The sequence below is a fragment of the Actinomadura sp. BRA 177 genome (assembly GCF_013372625.1).
Lineage (GTDB): Bacteria > Actinomycetota > Actinomycetes > Streptosporangiales > Streptosporangiaceae > Spirillospora.
On record NZ_JABXFD010000295.1, the window covers coordinates 21,091 to 39,079 of the forward strand.

Sequence of the window (17,989 nt, forward strand, 5' to 3'; positions counted from 1 at the left end):
TGGTCCCACGAACCGCCGGTGGGATAGCACCGGGTCGGCCGCCGAGCCGAAACGAACTTCCGGACACGCCGAGCGAAGTCCCGCATTCTGTCACCGGCGCGTGCGAACGTGACTCGTGTCATAGCCGAGGGAGGTTCCCCCTTGTACTGCTCCACCTGCGGTGATGAACGTGAGTTCGAGCAGCCGCCGTGTTCCGACGGGCACGGAGCGGAGTGTCCCGAGCGGGCCTGCGTCGAGTGCGGCATGGCGGTCCTGGTGGGCCTGCCGCCGGTGACCGCCGCGGCCCGCGAGACCGGCCCGCAGCCCGTTCAGGCGCCGCGCCGCGCCGCCACCGTGCGAGCCGTGGCCTGACCGGCCCGGCCCCCGAAACGAAACCACCTGTGCCGTGCCTGTTTCCCCTCCGCATCCCCCCGTCGCCGCGCGCGGCGGCGCCCCGTCCCGGCAGCACCGACCCGAGCCGATCCCCGGCGCCCAGCCACTCACTCGCGACCAGGCCGGTCCACCCATGAACCCACCTGCCTTCCAGCGGGCCGTCGACACGCTGCGCTCGTTCCTCGACGGGCCCGCCCTGCGGCCGGAACTCGACCTGGAGGACATGCCCGCCCCGCAGCGCCTCGCGCCCTACGCGGCCGCCATGTCCGGCAGCGTCTACCGCGACGACGACACCGAGGTCGCCACCGGGCGGCTCATCGTCCTGTACGACCCGGAGGGCAGATCCGGCTGGACGAACGGGTTCCGCGTCGTCGCCTACATCCGCGCCGACCTGGAACCCGACATCGCCGCCGACGAGCTGATCGGCTCCGTCGCCTGGGACTGGCTGCTGGAGGCCCTGGAACCCGCCGGGTACGCGGGCGAGTCCGGGACGATCACCCGCGCGGTGTCGGAGAGCTTCGGCGACAAGCGCGGCGAGCCGTCCACCACCGAGCTGGAGCTGCGCGCCTCCTGGTCGCCGGCCGGGGACGACCTCGCCGGCCACGTCGCGGCCTGGTGCGAGCTGATGTGCACCACGGCGGGGCTGCCGCCGTCCGGCGTCGCCGCGCTGCCGGACCGGCCGGGCGGTGGAAGCGGTTGAAAGACGTACGGTAGGTGACGTGAGCACAGCGTCCGAGACCGAGGCGGCGGGGGAGAACACGGAAACAGTGGGAGTGTCCGAAACGCGCGCCACCGGCCCCCAAGGGGAGACCGGTGCGGAGGAGACGGCCGTCGAACGTCCTGGGACCGTTCCCGAACAGCTGGGGACGGGCCCGGAAAGCGCGGAGGCCGATACCGGCCCCCCGGCCGTTCCCCTGCTGGAACCGCGCGAGGGCGTCCCGTCCGTGATCGCCTCGGCCGCCGCGCTGGACCGCGTCGTCGCGGCGTTCGCCGCCGGCACCGGCCCGGTCGCGGTCGACGCCGAGCGCGCCTCCGGCTACCGGTACGGGCAGCGCGCCTACCTCATACAGCTGCGCCGCGAGGGCGCCGGCACGGCGCTGATCGACCCGACCGCCTGCCCCGACCTGTCCGCGCTGGACGCCGCGCTCGCCGGCACCGAGATGGTGCTGCACGCCGCCAACCAGGACCTGCCGTGCCTGGCCGAGGTCGGGCTCGTCCCGCGCCGGCTGTTCGACACCGAGCTGGCGGGGCGGCTGCTCGGCTACCCGCGGGTCGGGCTCGGCTCCATGGTCGAGAACGTGCTGGGCTTCCTGCTGGAGAAGGGCTACTCGGCGGCCGACTGGTCGACCCGTCCCCTCCCCGACGACTGGCTCCGCTACGCCGCGCTGGACGTCGAGCTCCTCGTCGAGCTGCGCGACTCCCTGCAGGAGGAGCTGGAGACCGCGGGCAAGCTGGAGTGGGCGCTGGAGGAGTTCGCCGCGATCCTGGCGACGCCGCCGAAGCCGCCGCGCCCCGACCCGTGGCGCCGCACGTCCGGCATCCACCGGGTGCGGAACCGGCGCGCGCTCGCGACCGTCCGCGAGGTGTGGACGGCCCGCGACAAGATCGCCCGCGAGCGGGACCTGTCGCCCGGCCGTGTCCTGCAGGACGCCGCGATCATCGAGCTGGCGCAGAAGTCCCCGAAGACGCCCACCGAGCTGCAGGCCCTGCCCACGATGCGGGGTCGCGGCGCCCGCCGGCACCAGTCGGCGTGGCTGCGCGCCGTCGCCCGCGCCCGCGACCTGGCCGACCGGGCGCTCCCGGAGTCCAACCTGCCCGGCGACGGCCCGCCGCCCGCGCACCGCTGGGCCGACCGCGACCCCGAGGCCGCCAAGCGCCTCACCGCCGCCCGCGCCGTCGTCGCCGCGCTCGCCGACGAGCACTCGATGCCGTCGGAGAACCTCGTCCAGCCCGACTCCGTCCGCCGCCTGGCCTGGACCCCGCCGGACGAGTCGTCGCCGTCCGCCATAGGAGCCACGCTCCGCGACCTCGGCGCCCGCAGCTGGCAGGTGCAACTGACCGCCCAGCCGATAGCGAAAGCCTTCCTCCGCCTGGAGACCAAAGGAGAACTCTGAGCCCTCCGGCGAGCGGCGACCGCGTGTCAGCGCCCGCTGTAGAAGTCGGCGTACTCCTCGCGCAGGGTCTTCTTGTCGAGCTTGCCGACGCTGGTCATGGGCAGATCGTCGACGACGAGGATCTCGTCGGGCAGCTGCCACTTGGCGAACGTGGCGGCCAGGTGGGTCCTGAGCTGGTCGAAGTCGATGTCGTGGCCGGGTTCGGGCACGACCAGGGCCACGGGGCGCTCCTGCCACCGGGGGTGCGGAGCCCCCACCACCGCGGCCCGGCGGACCGCGGGGTGGCCCGCCAGGGCGTTCTCCAGGTCGATGGAGGAGATCCACTCCCCACCGGACTTGATCACGTCCTTGAGCCGGTCAGTGATCTTCAGGTATCCGTCGGTGGTGATCACCCCCATGTCGCCGCTGCGCCAGTAGCCGCGGTGGAACGCGTCGGCGCCGCCCGACTTCCAGTAGCTCTCGGTGATCCACGGGCCCCGGATGCAGATCTCCCCCACCGACGTCCCGTCGTGGGGCAGGAACGAGCCGCCGGCGCCCAGCAGCCGGATGTCCACCCCGGCCACGGGCAGCCCCTGGGAGCGCTTGAGGTCCCAGAACTCCTCCTCCCCCAGCCGCCCCTCCAGGGAGGGCTTGGGCCGGTTCGAGGTGACCAGCGGCGCGGTCTCGGTGGCGCCGTAGCCGTGGATGATCGAGGCGCCGGTCAGCTCGTGGTAGCCCTTGATCAGGCTCAGCGGCGGCTCGGTGGAACCTGAGATCATCCGTGCCCGGGACAGGTCCGGCGGCTCGGGCAGGGAGCGCAGGTACTCCAGCATCGGCGCGAAGATCGCCGGTGCCCCGTTCGTCACCGTGATCTCGTAGTCCACCATCGCGCGGGCGAGCACCCCGATCTCCTCGGCGGTATAGCGCCCCGGCAGGACGACCCGAGCCCGCGCGTACACCGCCACCTGCGGCAGGCCCCAGCACTGGGCGTGGAACATCGGCGTCGTCAGCAGCACGTTGTCGTGATCGCCCACCGCCTGGTCGGCCGCCCACATCATCGTGTGCAGCACGATCCCCCGGTGGGAGTAGAACACCCCTTTGGGACGTCCCGTGGTGCCGGTGGTGTAGCACGCGCTGTAGGCCGAGGTCTCGTCGATCACCGGCCAGTCGAACTCCGCGTCCTGCCGGGCCAGCAACGCCTCGTGGTCCAAGGGGTCCGGCAGCGAGGTCTCGATCTCCGCCAGCGGCCGGTCGCTCATCACCACCCAGTGCCGCACCTGCGGGCATCGTGCCGCCAGTTCCTCGGCCTGGCCCAGCAGTGACTCGTCGACGCAGACCACCGTGGCGCCCGCGTGCTCGACCACGTACGCGAGGTCGTCGACGGCCAGCCGCAGGTTCATCTGCAACATCACGGCGCCGACTCCGGGGATCGCCCAGTACAGCTCGAAGTGCCGCAGGTGGTTCCAGTCCAGAACTCCGACCACGTCGCCCGGGCCCACGCCGATGCCGACCAGCGCGTGCGTCGTCCGTGCCACCCGATGCCATGTCGCCGCGTACGACGTCGTGTGCCACGCACCGGCCGCATCCCGGAAGACGATCTCCTGCTCGGGGTGGGTCACCACCGCCTGGCGGAACAGGTTCGTGGTGTTCAGCTGGTAGCTGTCCCCATGCGTCGACGGATGACCGGTCACGAACTCAGACAAGGTGCCACCTTTCTCCCCGACGCGCGCCGGGTCGGGAGCAGGGATCCACTGCCCTCCGGCAGCGAGTTCTCTTGATATCAGAAACGCGCTCCTTGACAAGGGAAGGACCTAAGACCAGAATTCTTTTCTGGCCTACAGAAAGAGGTCCCCGTGTTTGACCCGTCCGACGTCGTCGGCCATGTGCGCGACGGCATGCTGCCCGCGCACATCTACAACGACTCCGAGATCTTCGCCGCCGAGCGCGAGACGGTCTTCGCGCGCTCCTGGGTCTTCCTGGCGCACGAGTCGGAGATCCCCCAGGCCGGTGACTACGTGGTCCGCCGCGTCATGGAGAACTCCTTCATCGTCAGCCGCGCCGCCGACGGAACGGTGCACGCCATGTTCAACATGTGCCTGCACCGGGGGATGCAGGTGTGCCGGGCCGAGCAGGGCAACGCCTCGCACTTCCGCTGCCCCTACCACGGGTGGTCCTACCGCAATGACGGCCGGATCGTGGGCCTGCCCTTCCACCGGGAGGCGTACGGCGGCGAGGCCGGCTTCAGCAAGCGGGGGCAGCGGCTCCTCCCCGCACCGGCGATGGACACCGTCAACGGCCTGATCTTCGTCTCCCTGGACCCCGCGGCGCCGCCGCTGCGCGAGTACCTCGGCGACTTCGCGTTCTACCTGGACTACTACACCCGGCAGAGCCCGAGCGGGGTCGAGGTGCGCGGACCCCAGCGGTGGCGGATCAAGGCCAACTGGAAGATCGGCGCGGAGAACTTCGCCGGGGACATGTACCACACCCCGCAGACCCACGCGAGCGTCGTGGAGATCGGGCTCTTCCGCGAGCCGAAGGCCGAGAAGCGCAAGGACGGGACGACCTACTGGGCCACCGGCGGCGGAGGCACCACCTACAAACTGCCCCCGGGGACGCTGGAGGAGCGCCTGCGCTACGTCGGCTACCCCGACGAGATGATCGACCGGATGAAGCGGGTGTGGTCGGCCGAGCAACTCGACCTGATCGGGCGCGACGGTTTCATGGTCTCGGCGGCGTCGATCGTGCCGAACCTCAGCCTCGTGCACAACTGGCCAAGGGTGGCCGACTCCGACGACGTCCTCCCCTTCGTGTCGCTGCGCCAGTGGCAGCCGATCAGTGCGGACGAGACCGAGGTGCTCTCCTGGTTCCTGGTCGACAAGGAGGCCCCGGAGGACTTCAAGGCACTGTCCTACAAGGCCTACTTGATGTGCTTCGGCAGCAGCGGGATGTTCGAGCAGGACGACGTGGAGAACTGGGTCTCACTGACCGCCACCGCCGCCGGCACCATGGCGCAGCGGCTTCTCCTCAACGGCCGCATGGGCCTGCTGCCCGACGGTTCGACCCTCGCCCCGCCCCTGGGCGGCGATGAGTGGGCGGGCCCGGGCGAGTCCCGGGTCGGGTACGGCGAGTACAACCAGCGCCACCTGATGAACCGCTGGGCCGACTTCATCGAGGCGGGGCCCCTCAAGGCGGCCGACGTCAGTGTCGGCACCGGAGGACGGGACGGTGCCAAGTGACCGCGCGCATCCCCATCACCTCCGCCGACAGCCCCCTCGGCGCCCGGGCCACCCCGGCCGTCCCGGTGGGCGACCCGCTCCCGTTCTCCGATCCCGTGCACCTGGCCGCCCACCAGTGGCTGGTCGATGAGGCCTACCTGCTGGACCGGCAGGACCTTGAGCGATGGCTCGCCCGGATGACCGAGGACGTCCACTACTTCATGCCGATCCGGGTCACGACCTCCCAGGGCGCCGGCTACGACACCGCCCGGCGGATGGCGCACTTCGACGAGGACCTCTACTCCCTGGAGCGCCGGGTCGCCCGGCTGCGCACCGAGCACGCCTGGACCGAGGACCCGCCCTCACGGCTGCGCCACCACCTGTCCAACGTGCGCACCTTCGCGACCGACGTGCCCGGTGAGATCCTCGTGGAATCGGCGGTACTGCTCTTCCGCAGCCGTGGCGACGTCAACGAGCCGTCCCTGCTCTCGGCCGGGCGCAGCGACGTGCTGCGGAGCGTCGACGGCGCCTGGCGGCTCGCCCGCCGCCACATCACGGTCGACGAGTCGGTGCTCCGCACCCAGAACCTGGCGGTCTTCCTGTGAGCCCGCGCTGGGAGGGCGAGCTCGAGGACCAGGCCCGTGCCCGGAAGGCCGCGGCGGAACTGGCGGCCCTGCGAGCGGGGCGGGTCGGCGAGCCGCTGACCCTCGGCAACGAGTTCGCCGAGGCCCGGGTGAGCCTCGTCCAGACCCGCAACGGCGTGCGCCTCCTGGTCGAGGCGACCAGATCCGGGCAGTGGGTCACCCTGGACCCGCTGGAGCTGGAGGCCCTCACCTGGCAGGGGCCGGCGACGTTCTCCGCGATGGTCGGCCACCCGTTCTCCTCCCTGTTCCCCGAGCCGGACGACACGGGCCAGGACGACACGGGGCAGGACGACACGGGGCAGGACGACACGGGCGAGGCGGCCTCATGAGCGCCCCCGTGCTCGATGGCCGACGAGCGCTGGTGGTCGGCGCCGGATCGGGCATCGGCCGTGCGGTGGCGGAGCGGTTCCTCGCCGAGGGAGCGGCGGTGGTGGCCGTGGAGCGTGATGAGGCCAAGTGCGAGGACTTGCGCGCGACGCTCCCCGGCATCGACGTCGTCCACGGCGACGCCTGCGAGGCCTCGGTCAACCGCGACGCGGTGGGCCGGTGCCGGGAACTCCACGACGGGCTGGACGTGCTGGTCCACTGCGTCGGCATCTTCGACTTCTACCGTCCACTCGACGCCGTCGCCGAGGACGCCTTCGACGACGCCTTCGACGAGATGTTCTCGGTCAACGTCCGAGCGGCCATGCACGGCGTCCGCGCCGCCCTGCCCGAGCTGCGACGCAATCACGGGAGCATCGTGCTGACGGAGTCGACCTCCGCCTACCGGCCGGGACGGGGAGGCGCGCTCTACATCTCCACCAAGTTCGCGATCCGCGGACTGCGCATCGCACTGGCCCACGACCTCGCCCCCGAGGTCCGCGTCAACAGCGTCGCGCCCGGGGGCACCGTCGGCACCCGGCTGACCGGCGCGCGGTCCCTGGGGCTGGACCGGCAGCACCTGGACGGTCCCGATCGCGCCGCGAGCATCGCCGCCCGGGTCCCCTTGCGGGTGGCCCTCTCTGGCGAGGACCACGCCTGGAGCTACCTGTTCCTGGCGTCACCGATGTCCCGGGGAATGACGGGCACCGTCCTGCACAGCGACGGCGGCGCCAGCGTCGACGGCTGACGACGACACGAGAAACCAGGAGACCCGAGTGCCCGCCCTGACAGTGAACACCGGAGCCTGCCAAGGCTACGCGAGCTGCGTGATCGCGGCTGACGACTACTTCGACATCGATGACGACGGCCTCGTCGTGCTGCTGGCCGCCGAGGTTCCGGAGGCCGACCGCGAGCGCGTCGACCGCGCGGTCCGCAGCTGCCCCGCCGCCGCTCTCCGGCTTGAGGGAGCATGACCGGCGACCTGGTGATCGTCGGCGCGTCGGTGGCGGGGGTCACCCTGGCCCGGACCTTGCGTTCCGGCGGGTTCACCGGCCGCATCCGCCTGGTCGACCGGGAGGCGGAAGAGCCCTATGACAAGCCGCCGCTGTCCAAGGGACCGCCGGCGGAGCCCGTCCGGCTGCTCACCCGCCCGGAGGCGGGACGGCTCGGCCTGGAACTGCGACTCGGCGTCGGGGCGACCGGCCTGGACACCGCGGCCCGCCGCCTCGCACTGGCCGACGGGAGCAGCGTCGGCTACGGCACGCTGGTGATCGCCACCGGGGTGCGGGCGAGGCCGTCGCCCTGGACCGGGCCCGGCGTCCACACGCTGCGAACGCTGGCCGACGCGCGCGCACTGCATGCCGGCCTCGCCCGCGGCGGCGACCTCGTGGTGATCGGCGCCGGCTTCATCGGGGCGGAGGTCGCCGGCACCGCGATCACCCTGGGATGCCGGGTCACGCTGGTGGATCCGCTGCCCAACCCTCCGGCCCGGGTCGTCGGCCGATGCGTGGGCGACCGGATCCTCTCCTGGCACGACCGGGCGAGCGTGCGCCTGCGGTTGGGCCGCGGCGTCCAGGCCCTGGAGCATCGCGCGGACGGGATCAGGGTCCGGCTCGACGACGGGGAGGTGCTCCGCGCCGATCACGTACTGGTGGGGATCGGCGCGGAGACCGACGTGGAATGGCTGGCCGGGTCGGGCCTCCACCTCGGGGACGGCATCGCCTGCGACCGGTACGGCCGCGCCCTGGGCGCCGACCACGTCTTCGCCGCCGGCGACATCGCCGGCTGGGCGACCGCGGACGGAGCCGCCGGCCGGCGGATCGAGCACTGGACCTCCGCCCAGGAGCAGGCCAGGTGCGTCGCGGCGACCCTGCTCGACCCCGCGCACCCGCAGGCCCTCGGTGAAGTGCCCATGGTGTGGAGCGACCAGCACGGCCGGACCATCCAGGTACTCGGTGCTGTGGACCCGGGCGTCGAGCCCCGGATCGTGGAGGACGAGGGCCGGCTGCTCGCCCTGTGGGGCGACGGACGCCTGGTCGGCGCGGTGTCGCTGGGGTGGCCGCGTGCCTCGCTGGCCGCTCGCCGGGCCATCGCGAGCGGCGCCTCGGTGACCGCGGTCCTCGACGCGGTGGCACCCCGGAGGAGAACGACCCGCCAGGAGACAGCGCCACTCAAGACAGCGCCACTCAAGGAGGCCGCCCGATGACGGCGAACGTCCACGACAACGACCTTCAGGAGCTTCGGGACCAGCTGGCGCTGGGGTGCCGGGTGCTGGCCGCCCGTGAACTCTCGCCGGGGTTCCTCGGCCACATCAGCCTCCGCCTCGACGAGGAGCGGATCCTGGTGCGGTGCCGCGGCCCTCACGAGTCGGGCCTGGCCCACACCACGGCGCGGGACGTGCGAGTGGTGACCCTCGACGGTGAACCCGGCCTTCCCGGTGAGCTGGACGGCTGGACCGTCCCCCACGAACTCCCCCTGCACGTCCAGATCCTGCGCCGGCGCCCCGACGTCCGGTGCGTCGTGCACGCGCACCCGCGCCGCACGGTCGCCGCCGACCTGGCCGGCCTGGTCCTGGAGCCGCTCGTGGGGGCCTACGACATCCCGGGGTCCGCCCTGGTGGCCGGCGGCGTCCCGGTGTACCCCCGCTCGGTGCTGGTGTGCAGCGACGCGCTGGGGGACAAGGTGGCCGAGCACCTCGGTGACCACGCAGCGGCGCTGCTGCGCGGACACGGGGTGGTGGTCACCGGCGACTCGGTCCCCGAGGCGGTGCTCCGCGCCGTCTCCATCGACGAGATCGCGCACCTCAGCCTGCTCGTCGCCGCCGCCGGGGGACGCCCCCGTCCCATCGACGAGGCCGACCGGGCCGAGCTTCCCGACCTCGGCGGAAGCATCAACCTGGACGTCGCCTGGCGCCATGAGCTCTCCCGGCTGCCCGCGACCCCCCGTACCTGATCCCCGACAGCCGGCCGGCCTCCCGCGGACTTCGCGCTGGTCACGCCGACTTTTCCAACTTACAGAGTCTGTCTCTTCTATTTCTGTATAGTCTGGTCTAATGTTTGTGGCCCGTGTCACCTGCGCGGATCCACCGACCGAGAAAGAAAAACCCCCATGCTCAAGAAGTCACTGACCGCGCTGGCGGTCGCGCCCCTGTTGACTCTGGCCGCATGTGGCGGCTCGGGCTCCGGCAAGGCCGAGACCGGCGCCGACGGCGTCACGATGGGCCCCGGCGTCACCGACGACGAGATCAGCGTGACCGTGATCAGCGACTTCTCCGGTCCCATCGCCCAGGGCGGCATCGCCGGCTCGCTCGGTGTCGAAGCCAAGATCGACCAGGTGAACCGCGAGGAGGGCGGCGTCTGCGGGCGCAAGGTCGTGGTCGACAAGCGCGACACCAAGTACGACCCGCAGATCACCACCCAGCAGTACCGCGCCGCGGCGCCCGACAACCTGATGGTGGCCCAGTTCGTGGGCACCGCCGGGCTGAACGCCGTCCGGACCAGCATCGAGCGGGACAACATGCCCACGCTCTCGGCGTCCATCAACACCCAGACCCTCGACCTCCCCAACGTCTACGTCGCCATGCCGCCCTTCGAGGTCGAGCTCATCAACGGCCTGGTCTGGGCCGCCGAGGAGGCCGGCGCCTCGGCAACCAAGACCGTCAAGGTCGGGTTCGTGACGTCGGCGGACGAGACCGGCAAGGTCTACCTCGACGCGCTCAACCACGCGGCGAAGGCCATCGAAGGCGTGGAGGTCGTCGCCGAGCCGACCTACACCAACGCCGACAAGGACTTCACGGCCCAGATCAACAGCCTCAAGGGCGCCGGCGCCGAGATCGTCATGCTGGGCGTCACCCCCGCCCAGACCGCCGGCATCATCGGCCAGTCGGCCCAGTTCGGCTACAAGCCGACCTTCGTGTCCAGCTCGGGTGCCTGGTCCGCCAGCCTCGGGAAGCCGCTGAAGGGCCTGCTGGACAACTACTACGTCTCCGGCGGCTACGGCACCCTCAACGACGACAACGCCGGCATCCGGGCGCTGACCAAGGCCCGCGAGGCCTACGCTCCCGACGCGAAGCCGGACAACTTCGAGGTCGGCGGCTGGATCAACGGGACCGTCGTCGTGGCGGCGCTGCGCAAGGCGTGCGAGGCCAAGGCCCTCACCCGCGAGGGCGTCAAGAAGGCGATGGTCGACCTCGAGGTCCCCTTCGACGACATCCTTCCGCCGATCAACCTCGGTGACGGCAACTCGATCGTGAGCTACCAGTCCCGCATCAACAAGATCGGGGCGGACGGCGTCCAGGAGCCGGTCGCCAAGTTCTTCGAGTCCGCGGCCGCGAAGTCCTGGGGCGAGACCAGGGGCAACTGACGACCCGGGGCGTGCGGGCCCGATCGGGCCCGCACGCCCGGCTCCCTTCCCACACCCCGACCGAGGATTTCCAGATGACCCTCTTCCTCCAGCTCGGTTTCCAGGGCGTCGCCCTGGGGCTGGTCTACGGGCTGATCGCGCTCGGGTTCGTGATCATGTTCAAGGGCTCCCACACCTTCAACTTCGCGCACGGCCAGTTCGTCGCCATCGGTGCCTACGCCGTGCTGATCCTGTTGCCCCGGATGCCCTACGTGCTCGCCTTCATCGGGGCCGTGGCCCTCACCGTCGGCCTCGCGCTGGTGGTGGAGCGGATGCTGATCCGCGGCCTGATCGGACGTTCGGTGACCGTCGTGGTCCTCGCCACTCTCGGCATCTCGACCATGCTGCACAACGCGATCCTCATGGTGTGGGGCGTCGGCAGCCATGACTCGGTGGGACCGATCGGCGCCGGCACCACCACGGTGGGCTCGGTCGTGCTGCCCAACAGCGCCCTGGCCACCGTGGTCGTCTCGGTCGTCGTCCTGGCCGCCGTCGCCCTGTTCTTCCAGCGGACGCGCTACGGGCTGGCGCTGCGCGCGACCGCGAGCAGTCAGGAGGCGGCCATGGCCCAGGGCATCGACGTGGGGCGGATGTTCGCGCTCTCCTGGGCCCTGGCGGCCTTCCTCGCGGTGACCGCGGCGGTCTTCCTCGCCTCGTTCCCCCGCGTGGTCTCCCCCGACCTCGGCGACCTCGCACTGATCGCGATCCCGGCGATCGTCATCGGCGGCATGGACTCACTGGTCGGGGCCGTCGTCGGCGGCCTGGTCGTGGGGCTCACCCAGGTCCTGGGCTCCGGCTACCTCAGCGACTTCGGCGGCGGACGCCTGCACGACGTGCTGCCCTACGTCCTCATGCTCCTGGTCCTCCTGGTCCGGCCCTACGGCCTGTTCGGCAGCCGCAGCATCGAAAGGGTCTGAGCCGTGTCAGTTCTCACCAGCCCGGCGGGCCCCCGCGACACCGAGACTCCCCGGCCGCGCCCGCAGGGCCTCCTCAACCGCGGACGCGCCGGCGTCTGCCTGTGGATCGCCGCCATGCTCGTGCTGCCGCTGGTGGTCCGCTCCGAACTGTGGCTCGGCATCGGCATCCTCACCCTGATCGTCAGCGTCGGCGCCCTCGGCATGCAGGTGATCACCGGGCTGGCCGGCCAGATCTCGCTGGGCCACGCCTTCTTCATGGGCATCGGCGCCTACAGTTCGGCCTGGCTCGGCGCCGACCAGGGCCTGCCCTGGTGGCTCTGGCTGCCGGCGGCCGGCCTCGTGGCCGCCGCCGCGGGCGCCGTGGTCGCACCCGTCGCCGTCCGCATCCGCGGCCTCTACCTGGCCGTCGCCACCCTCGCGCTCGTCTTCATCGGCCTCTACGCGTGGGAGACGTGGACGGGTCTCAGCGGCGGCGTGAACGGCCGTCCGGCGGCACAGGTCCTCTTCGGCGACCAGGACCTCAGCCTGGGCATCATGGCCGGGGACCAGGTGATCCTCGACGCCTTCCAGGCCTGGTGGTACTTCGCACTGGCGATCCTGCTGGTGGTCATGCTCCTCACCCACAACCTCAAGCATTCGCGACTCGGCCGCGCCTTCATGGCGGTGCGGGACAAGGACGTCGCGGCCGCCGTGGTCGGTGTCCCGGTGACCTGGACCAAGACGATCGCCTTCGTCATCTCCTCCTTCTTCGCCGGCATCTCCGGGGCGCTGCTGGTGTCCTACATGGGCTACTTCACCCCCAGCCAGTGGCACCTGATGCTCTCGGTCGACTTCATCGCCATGATCGTGATCGGCGGCATGGGCACGGTGTCCGGGGCCCTGCTGGGGGCGCTGTTCGTGCGGGCGATGCCCGAGGTCGTGAACCAGACCTCGGCCTTCCTGCCCTTCGTCCGCAAGAGCGCGAGCACCGATGGCGGCATCACGGGACCGCTCCTCTCCGGATTCCTCTACGGATTGGTGATCGTGTTGATCCTGCTCTTCGAGCCCAACGGGATCCGGGCGCTCGCGCTCCGGGGCTGGCGACGACTGCGCGGGCCGCTGGGCGGCCCACGCGAAAGGCGGAAGACGTCATGAGCCGCGACGCCTCGAACGCGTCCGATGATCCGCCGGCCCTGCTGGCCACGGCCGTCAGCGCCTGCTACGGCGCCGCCGAGGACGCCGTGACCGAGCTGACCCTGCGGGTCCCCCGGGGGCAGATAGTCAGCCTGCTCGGCCCCAACGGCGCGGGTAAGAGCACCACGATGCGGGCGGTGTCGGGCCTGCTCGGGCTGCACCGCGGACGCCTCACCGGCGGGCGGGTGGAGCTCTTCGGCAAGGACATGACCGGGTCCCGCGCGTCGCAGCGCGTCCGGGCCGGGCTCGCGCAGTGCCTGGAGGGCAGGATGGTCTTCCCCGGGCTCAGCGTCGCCGAGAACCTCGCCAGCGGGGGGCACGTGCGCCGCTACCGCGGCGCCGCGCTCACCGCGGCCCGCGACGAGGTGCTCGCGCTGCTGCCGCGCCTGCGCGACCTGCTGGACCGCAAGGCGGGCTACCTGTCCGGCGGCGAGCAGCAGATGCTGGCGATCGCGCGGGCCTTGATGTCGCGGCCGAAGCTGCTGCTCATGGACGAGCCGAGCCTCGGGCTCGCGCCCCGGATCGTCGAGCAGGTGCGGGACATCATCGTGTCCATCAACGAGCGGGGCACCTCGATCCTGCTCGTCGAGCAGAACGCGCGCATGGCCCTGTCGATCTCCGGCTACGCCTACCTCCTGGAGGGCGGGCGGGTCTACGCGGAGGGCACCCCGGCGGCGCTGGAGCAGGACACCGACATCGCGGCCGCCTACCTCGGTGCCGGCACGCCGTCCGGCACCCCGGAAGGAGCCGACTCGTGAGCCCCGCACTGATCGAGGTCGAGGACCTCACCCTGTCGTTCGCGGGCGTCCGCGCGCTGGACGGGGTCACCTTCAGCATCGACGAGGGCGAGTTCTTCGCCGTGATCGGGCCCAACGGAGCCGGCAAGTCCACGCTGTTCAACTGCGTCTCCGGCATCTACCGCCCGGGGGCGGGGAGCATCAGGTTCGACGGCAGGGAGATCCTGGGCAGCGCCCCCCACCGGATAGCGAAGGCCGGGATCGCCCGAACGTTCCAGAACGTCGACGTCTTCCCGGCCATGACGGTGCGGGAATGCCTGCTCCTAGCCAGGCACCAGCACCTTCGCTCCGGCCCGGTGGCCAGCATGATCCGCTGGGGGCGCAGCGCCCGCGAGGAGCGCGCGGCGCTGCGGCAGGTCACCGAAGTGGCCGAGCGTCTCGGCCTGGGCGACCTGCTGGGGCACCAGGTCGGCCCGCTGCCCCACGGCGTGCAGAAGCGGGTCGAGCTCGCGCGCTCGCTGTGCATGGAGCCCCGGCTGCTGCTGCTCGACGAGCCGGTGGCCGGGATGAACCACGAGGAGACCGCCAGGATGGCGGCGACCCTGAGCGAGGTGAACACCGACCTGGGCATCACCATGCTCCTGGTCGAACACGACATGTCGATGGTGATGGGGATCTCGGACCGGGTCTGCGTACTCGACTTCGGGCGCCGCATCGCCCTCGACACCCCGGCCAACGTCGTCCGTGACGAGGCCGTCATCGACGCCTACCTGGGAGGAGCACTGTGAGCACGGCGGACGTCACCGTCTACGGAATCGTCGGGAGCCTGCGCAAGCGGTCGTGGAACCGGCTGCTGCTGGAGTCGGCGGCACGCCTGGCACCGGAGGGGGTCACCGTCACCATCAGCGAACTGGTGGGGCAGCTCCCGCTCTTCAACGAGGACCTGCTCGGCCAGGAGCCGCCGGCGGTCTCCCGGATGCGCGCGGAGGTCGCCGCCGCGGACGCGCTGATGATCGCCACCCCGGAGTACAACGGCGGGGTGCCGGGCGTGCTGAAGAACGCCTTCGACTGGATCTCCCTCCCGCTGGGCGCCTCGGTCCTCCAGGGCAAGCCGGTCGCCCTGATCGGCACCTCGCCGGGACGGCTGGGCACCGCCCGGTGCCAGTTCGAGCTGCGGAACATGTTCGTCTTCTCCCAGTCCCCGGTGATGCCGGGACCCGAGGTGGTCATGCCGTTCGCACCCGAGTGCTTCGACGAGGCCGGGCACCTCAAGGACCCGGTGGCCACCGAGCGGCTCGGGGTCCTGTTCGGCAAGCTCCAAGCCCACGTGGCCGCGAGCCGGCTGGAGGTGGCGGTCCGATGATCACCCGCACCTTCGTCTCCCGCCCCTCGACCGGTGCCCCGCGGGCGGGCGCCGGCGGGCATCCCTGCCAGGGCCTCTACCACGCGCCGGAGGGCGCCCGGCCGACGGTGGCGATGATCGCCACCCACTACCAGATCGACTTCGCCGAGCACTATCTCGCCGAGCTGATGGCCGAGCGCGGCATCGGCTTCCTGGGCTGGAACACCCGGTTCCGCGGCTACGAGTGGAACTTCCGGCTCGACCAGGCGCTGGTGGACATCGGCGTCGGCGTGCGCTGGCTGCGCGAGGAGGCCGGGGTCGACTCGGTCGTCCTGCTGGGCAACTCCGGGGGCGGCTCCCTGATGGCCGCCTACCAGGCCCAGGCCGTCGACCCCGCCCTGCGACCCCCGATCGACCACGATCCCGTCCCGGGCGTGGACGAGCTGCCCCCTGCGGACGGCTACGTGTCCCTGGCGGCGCACCTGGGCCGTCCCGACGTCCTCACCTCCTGGATGGACGCCGCGGTGGTCGACGAGTTCGACCCGGTGGCCACCGACCCCTCGCTCGACCTGTTCAACCCGGAGAACGGCCCGCCGTACAGCGCCGAGTTCATCGAGCGCTACCGGCGGGCCCAGATCGACCGCAACCACCGGATCACCGCGTGGGCGAAGGCGGAGCTGGCCCGGCTCACCGCGGCCGGCTACTACGACCGCCACTTCACCGTGCCCCGGACCTGGGCCGACCCGAGGATGGTCGACCCGTCCCTGGAGCCCACCGACCGGAGGCCGAACAGCTGCTACCGCGGCCCCGTCGAGGCCGCCAACCGGGGGGACCGCGGGATCGCCGGGGAGACGACCGTGCGCAACTGGCTCAACATGTGGAGCCTGAGCGAGTCGCCCTGCCGCGGTGAGGGCAACCTGGCCAAGATCACGGTCCCGGCACTGGTCATCAACCCGACAGCGGACACCGGTGTCTTCCCGAGTGACGCCGACCGGATCGCCGACGCCCTGGCCGGCGGGGACAAGACCCGTCACGACCACGCCGGAGACCACTACTTCCTGGAGCCCGCGGCCGCCCGGGACGCGGTCGCCGACACGATCGCCGGCTGGCTCACCGCGCGCTTCGGGAACGAGAGCGCACGATGACGGCGTCCGCGGCGATCGACGGCGCCCGGGGCCAGCACTGGGTCGCCCACCTGGCCCGGCATGCCCATGCCCGGCCGGAGGTGACCGCACTACGGTGCGGCGAGGTCTCCCACACGTGGCGGCAGCTCGCGGACCGGGTACTGCGGATCAGCCGCGGGCTCGCCCGCCTGGGCATCGGTGCCGGCGACCGGGTCGCCTTCGTGATGGGCAACGGGGCCGAGTACGTCGAATCGCTCCTGGCGGTCAGCGCCGCCGGTGCGATCGGCGTGCCGGTGAACCCCCGGCTGGCCACCGCCGAGGTGGCCTTCATCCTCGGTGACTGCGGCGCCTCGCTGGTGCTCACCGACGCCGCCTTCCACCGGCTGGCCGCCGACGCGGCCGAGGACGACGGCATCCGCGTGGTGGACGTCTCCGCGCAGGTGGGGCGGCCCTACGCCGACCTGCTCGACGGCCCCGCCATCGGCTCGCCGGTGGACGGGCTGGCGGCGATCACCGTGGACGAGTCCGCGCCGGCGCTGATCATGTACACCTCCGGCACGACCGGGCGCCCCAAGGGCGCGGTGCTCACCCACCGGAACCTGCTCGCCCAGAGCCAGACCAACCTGGTCGCCTTCCGCTTCGAGATGTACGACGAGGTCTATCTCTGCGCCTCGCCGATCTTCCACATCGGCGCCATCGGAGGGCTGGCTCCGGCCTTGCTCGTGGGCGCCCGCGTGGTCGTGATGCCCACCGGCGCCTTCGATGCCGGTGAGCACCTCGACACGATGGCCGAGCACCGGGTCACCTCCACCTTCCTGGTGCCCACCCAGTGGCAGGCCCTCGTGGCCGAGCAGCGGCGGCGGCCCCGCGACCTGTCGCGGCTGCGGGTCGCCGCGTGGGGGGCCGCCCCCGCCACCGACACGCTCCTGCGGGAGATGGGCGAAGTCTTCGGTGACGCCGACCTGCTCGCCCTCTTCGGCCAGACCGAGATGTCACCGGTCACGTGCGTGCTGGAGGGCAAGGACGCCCGGCGGAAGCTGGGCTCGGTGGGACGGCCGGCGGCGGGTGTGTGGGCGCGCGTGGTCGACACCGAGATGAACGACGTCCCCGCCGGGGGAATCGGCGAGATCGTCTACCGGGGGCCGGGCCTGACGCCGGGCTACTGGAACCTGCCCGAGGCGACCGCCGAGGCCTTCGCCGGGGGCTGGTTCCACTCCGGTGACCTGGTCCGGGTCGATGACGAGGGATTCGTCTACGTGGTCGATCGCCTCAAGGACATGATCATCAGCGGCGGCGAGAACGTCTACTGCGCCGAAGTGGAGAACGTGCTCGCCGCGCACCCGGACATCGCCGAAGTGGCGGTGGTGGGCCGGCCGCACCTAAAATGGGGGGAGACTCCGGTCGCGGTGGTCTCGCCGGTTCCCGGACGGCCGACGCCGTCGATCGAGGAGTTGCGCGACTACGCCCGGCGTAAGCTTGCGCCGTACAAACTGCCGACCGGCGTCGAGGTGGTCGAGCGGCTTCCCCGCAACGCATCGGGGAAGGTACTCAAGTTCGAGTTGCGAGATGGAAGGACCGATGACCGCGTCCCCGGATAAGGTCCGCTGG

Annotated in this window: 18 protein-coding genes; 17 read left to right on the top strand and 1 reads right to left on the bottom strand. The window is 71.7% G+C overall.

The window, feature by feature from the left end; genetic code table 11:
* The first annotated feature begins 505 nt into the window (after positions 1-505).
* Together HUX53_RS13920 and HUX53_RS13925 are read left to right on the top strand one after the other, a co-directional pair.
* The gene (locus tag HUX53_RS13920) at positions 506-1,072 is read left to right on the top strand and encodes a DUF3000 domain-containing protein (protein ID WP_176403603.1); all 567 of its coding nucleotides are present in this window, start codon (positions 506-508) and stop codon (positions 1,070-1,072) included.
* A 160-nt stretch (positions 1,073-1,232) separates the two neighbouring features.
* Complete coding sequence (locus HUX53_RS13925; protein WP_217919415.1) at positions 1,233-2,486, top strand: ribonuclease D; 1,254 nt, start codon at positions 1,233-1,235, stop codon at positions 2,484-2,486.
* 26 nt (positions 2,487-2,512) lie between these two features.
* Here the strand turns inward: HUX53_RS13925 and HUX53_RS13930 are convergent, their stop codons facing one another.
* Positions 2,513-4,168 (bottom strand): long-chain-fatty-acid--CoA ligase, encoded by a 1,656-nt coding sequence (locus tag HUX53_RS13930; RefSeq protein WP_176403604.1) that lies wholly within the window; start codon positions 4,166-4,168, stop codon positions 2,513-2,515.
* A 150-nt stretch (positions 4,169-4,318) separates the two neighbouring features.
* Between HUX53_RS13930 and HUX53_RS13935 the strand changes: the two genes are divergently transcribed.
* The 15 genes from HUX53_RS13935 to HUX53_RS14005 all read left to right on the top strand — a co-directional run bounded on the left by HUX53_RS13935 (position 4,319) and on the right by HUX53_RS14005 (position 17,979).
* A complete protein-coding gene (locus HUX53_RS13935) occupies positions 4,319-5,701 on the top strand; it encodes a Rieske 2Fe-2S domain-containing protein (protein WP_309237206.1) in 1,383 nt (460 codons plus the stop codon).
* Positions 5,698-6,285 carry a 3-phenylpropionate/cinnamic acid dioxygenase subunit beta gene (locus HUX53_RS13940; RefSeq protein ID WP_176403605.1) on the top strand — a complete coding sequence of 196 codons (588 nt, stop codon included), beginning with the start codon at positions 5,698-5,700 and terminating at the stop codon, positions 6,283-6,285. Before HUX53_RS13935 ends, HUX53_RS13940 begins: the two co-directional genes overlap by 4 nt.
* Positions 6,282-6,653: a hypothetical protein gene (locus tag HUX53_RS13945; RefSeq protein WP_176403606.1), complete on the top strand. Its 372-nt coding sequence runs from the start codon at positions 6,282-6,284 to the stop codon at positions 6,651-6,653. Before HUX53_RS13940 ends, HUX53_RS13945 begins: the two co-directional genes overlap by 4 nt.
* Positions 6,650-7,435, top strand: a complete 786-nt coding sequence (locus HUX53_RS13950; RefSeq protein WP_176403607.1) for an SDR family oxidoreductase — start codon at positions 6,650-6,652, stop codon at positions 7,433-7,435. Before HUX53_RS13945 ends, HUX53_RS13950 begins: the two co-directional genes overlap by 4 nt.
* 28 nt (positions 7,436-7,463) lie before the next feature.
* On the top strand, positions 7,464-7,661 hold the full coding sequence (locus HUX53_RS13955; RefSeq protein ID WP_176403608.1) for a ferredoxin: 198 nt from the start codon (positions 7,464-7,466) through the stop codon (positions 7,659-7,661).
* On the top strand, positions 7,658-8,893 hold the full coding sequence (locus HUX53_RS13960) for an NAD(P)/FAD-dependent oxidoreductase (protein ID WP_176403609.1): 1,236 nt from the start codon (positions 7,658-7,660) through the stop codon (positions 8,891-8,893). Before HUX53_RS13955 ends, HUX53_RS13960 begins: the two co-directional genes overlap by 4 nt.
* The gene (locus HUX53_RS13965) at positions 8,890-9,639 is read left to right on the top strand and encodes a class II aldolase/adducin family protein (protein WP_176403610.1); all 750 of its coding nucleotides are present in this window, start codon (positions 8,890-8,892) and stop codon (positions 9,637-9,639) included. The genes HUX53_RS13960 and HUX53_RS13965 overlap by 4 nt, the downstream gene beginning before the upstream one ends.
* A 156-nt stretch (positions 9,640-9,795) precedes the next feature.
* Positions 9,796-11,049: an ABC transporter substrate-binding protein gene (locus tag HUX53_RS13970; RefSeq protein ID WP_176403611.1), complete on the top strand. Its 1,254-nt coding sequence runs from the start codon at positions 9,796-9,798 to the stop codon at positions 11,047-11,049.
* A 74-nt stretch (positions 11,050-11,123) separates the two neighbouring features.
* The gene (locus tag HUX53_RS13975) at positions 11,124-12,005 is read left to right on the top strand and encodes a branched-chain amino acid ABC transporter permease (RefSeq protein WP_176403612.1); all 882 of its coding nucleotides are present in this window, start codon (positions 11,124-11,126) and stop codon (positions 12,003-12,005) included.
* Between the two features lie 3 nt (positions 12,006-12,008).
* Complete coding sequence (locus tag HUX53_RS13980) at positions 12,009-13,139, top strand: branched-chain amino acid ABC transporter permease (protein WP_176403613.1); 1,131 nt, start codon at positions 12,009-12,011, stop codon at positions 13,137-13,139.
* On the top strand, positions 13,136-13,936 hold the full coding sequence (locus HUX53_RS13985) for an ABC transporter ATP-binding protein (RefSeq protein ID WP_176403614.1): 801 nt from the start codon (positions 13,136-13,138) through the stop codon (positions 13,934-13,936). Before HUX53_RS13980 ends, HUX53_RS13985 begins: the two co-directional genes overlap by 4 nt.
* Entirely contained in the window at positions 13,933-14,703 is a 771-nt protein-coding gene (locus tag HUX53_RS13990) for an ABC transporter ATP-binding protein (protein ID WP_176403615.1), read from the top strand. Before HUX53_RS13985 ends, HUX53_RS13990 begins: the two co-directional genes overlap by 4 nt.
* Positions 14,700-15,278: an NADPH-dependent FMN reductase gene (locus HUX53_RS13995; protein WP_176403616.1), complete on the top strand. Its 579-nt coding sequence runs from the start codon at positions 14,700-14,702 to the stop codon at positions 15,276-15,278. Before HUX53_RS13990 ends, HUX53_RS13995 begins: the two co-directional genes overlap by 4 nt.
* Positions 15,275-16,402: an alpha/beta hydrolase gene (locus HUX53_RS14000; RefSeq protein ID WP_176403617.1), complete on the top strand. Its 1,128-nt coding sequence runs from the start codon at positions 15,275-15,277 to the stop codon at positions 16,400-16,402. Before HUX53_RS13995 ends, HUX53_RS14000 begins: the two co-directional genes overlap by 4 nt.
* A complete protein-coding gene (locus HUX53_RS14005) occupies positions 16,399-17,979 on the top strand; it encodes an AMP-binding protein (protein ID WP_176403618.1) in 1,581 nt (526 codons plus the stop codon). Before HUX53_RS14000 ends, HUX53_RS14005 begins: the two co-directional genes overlap by 4 nt.
* The last annotated feature ends 10 nt before the right edge of the window (positions 17,980-17,989 follow it).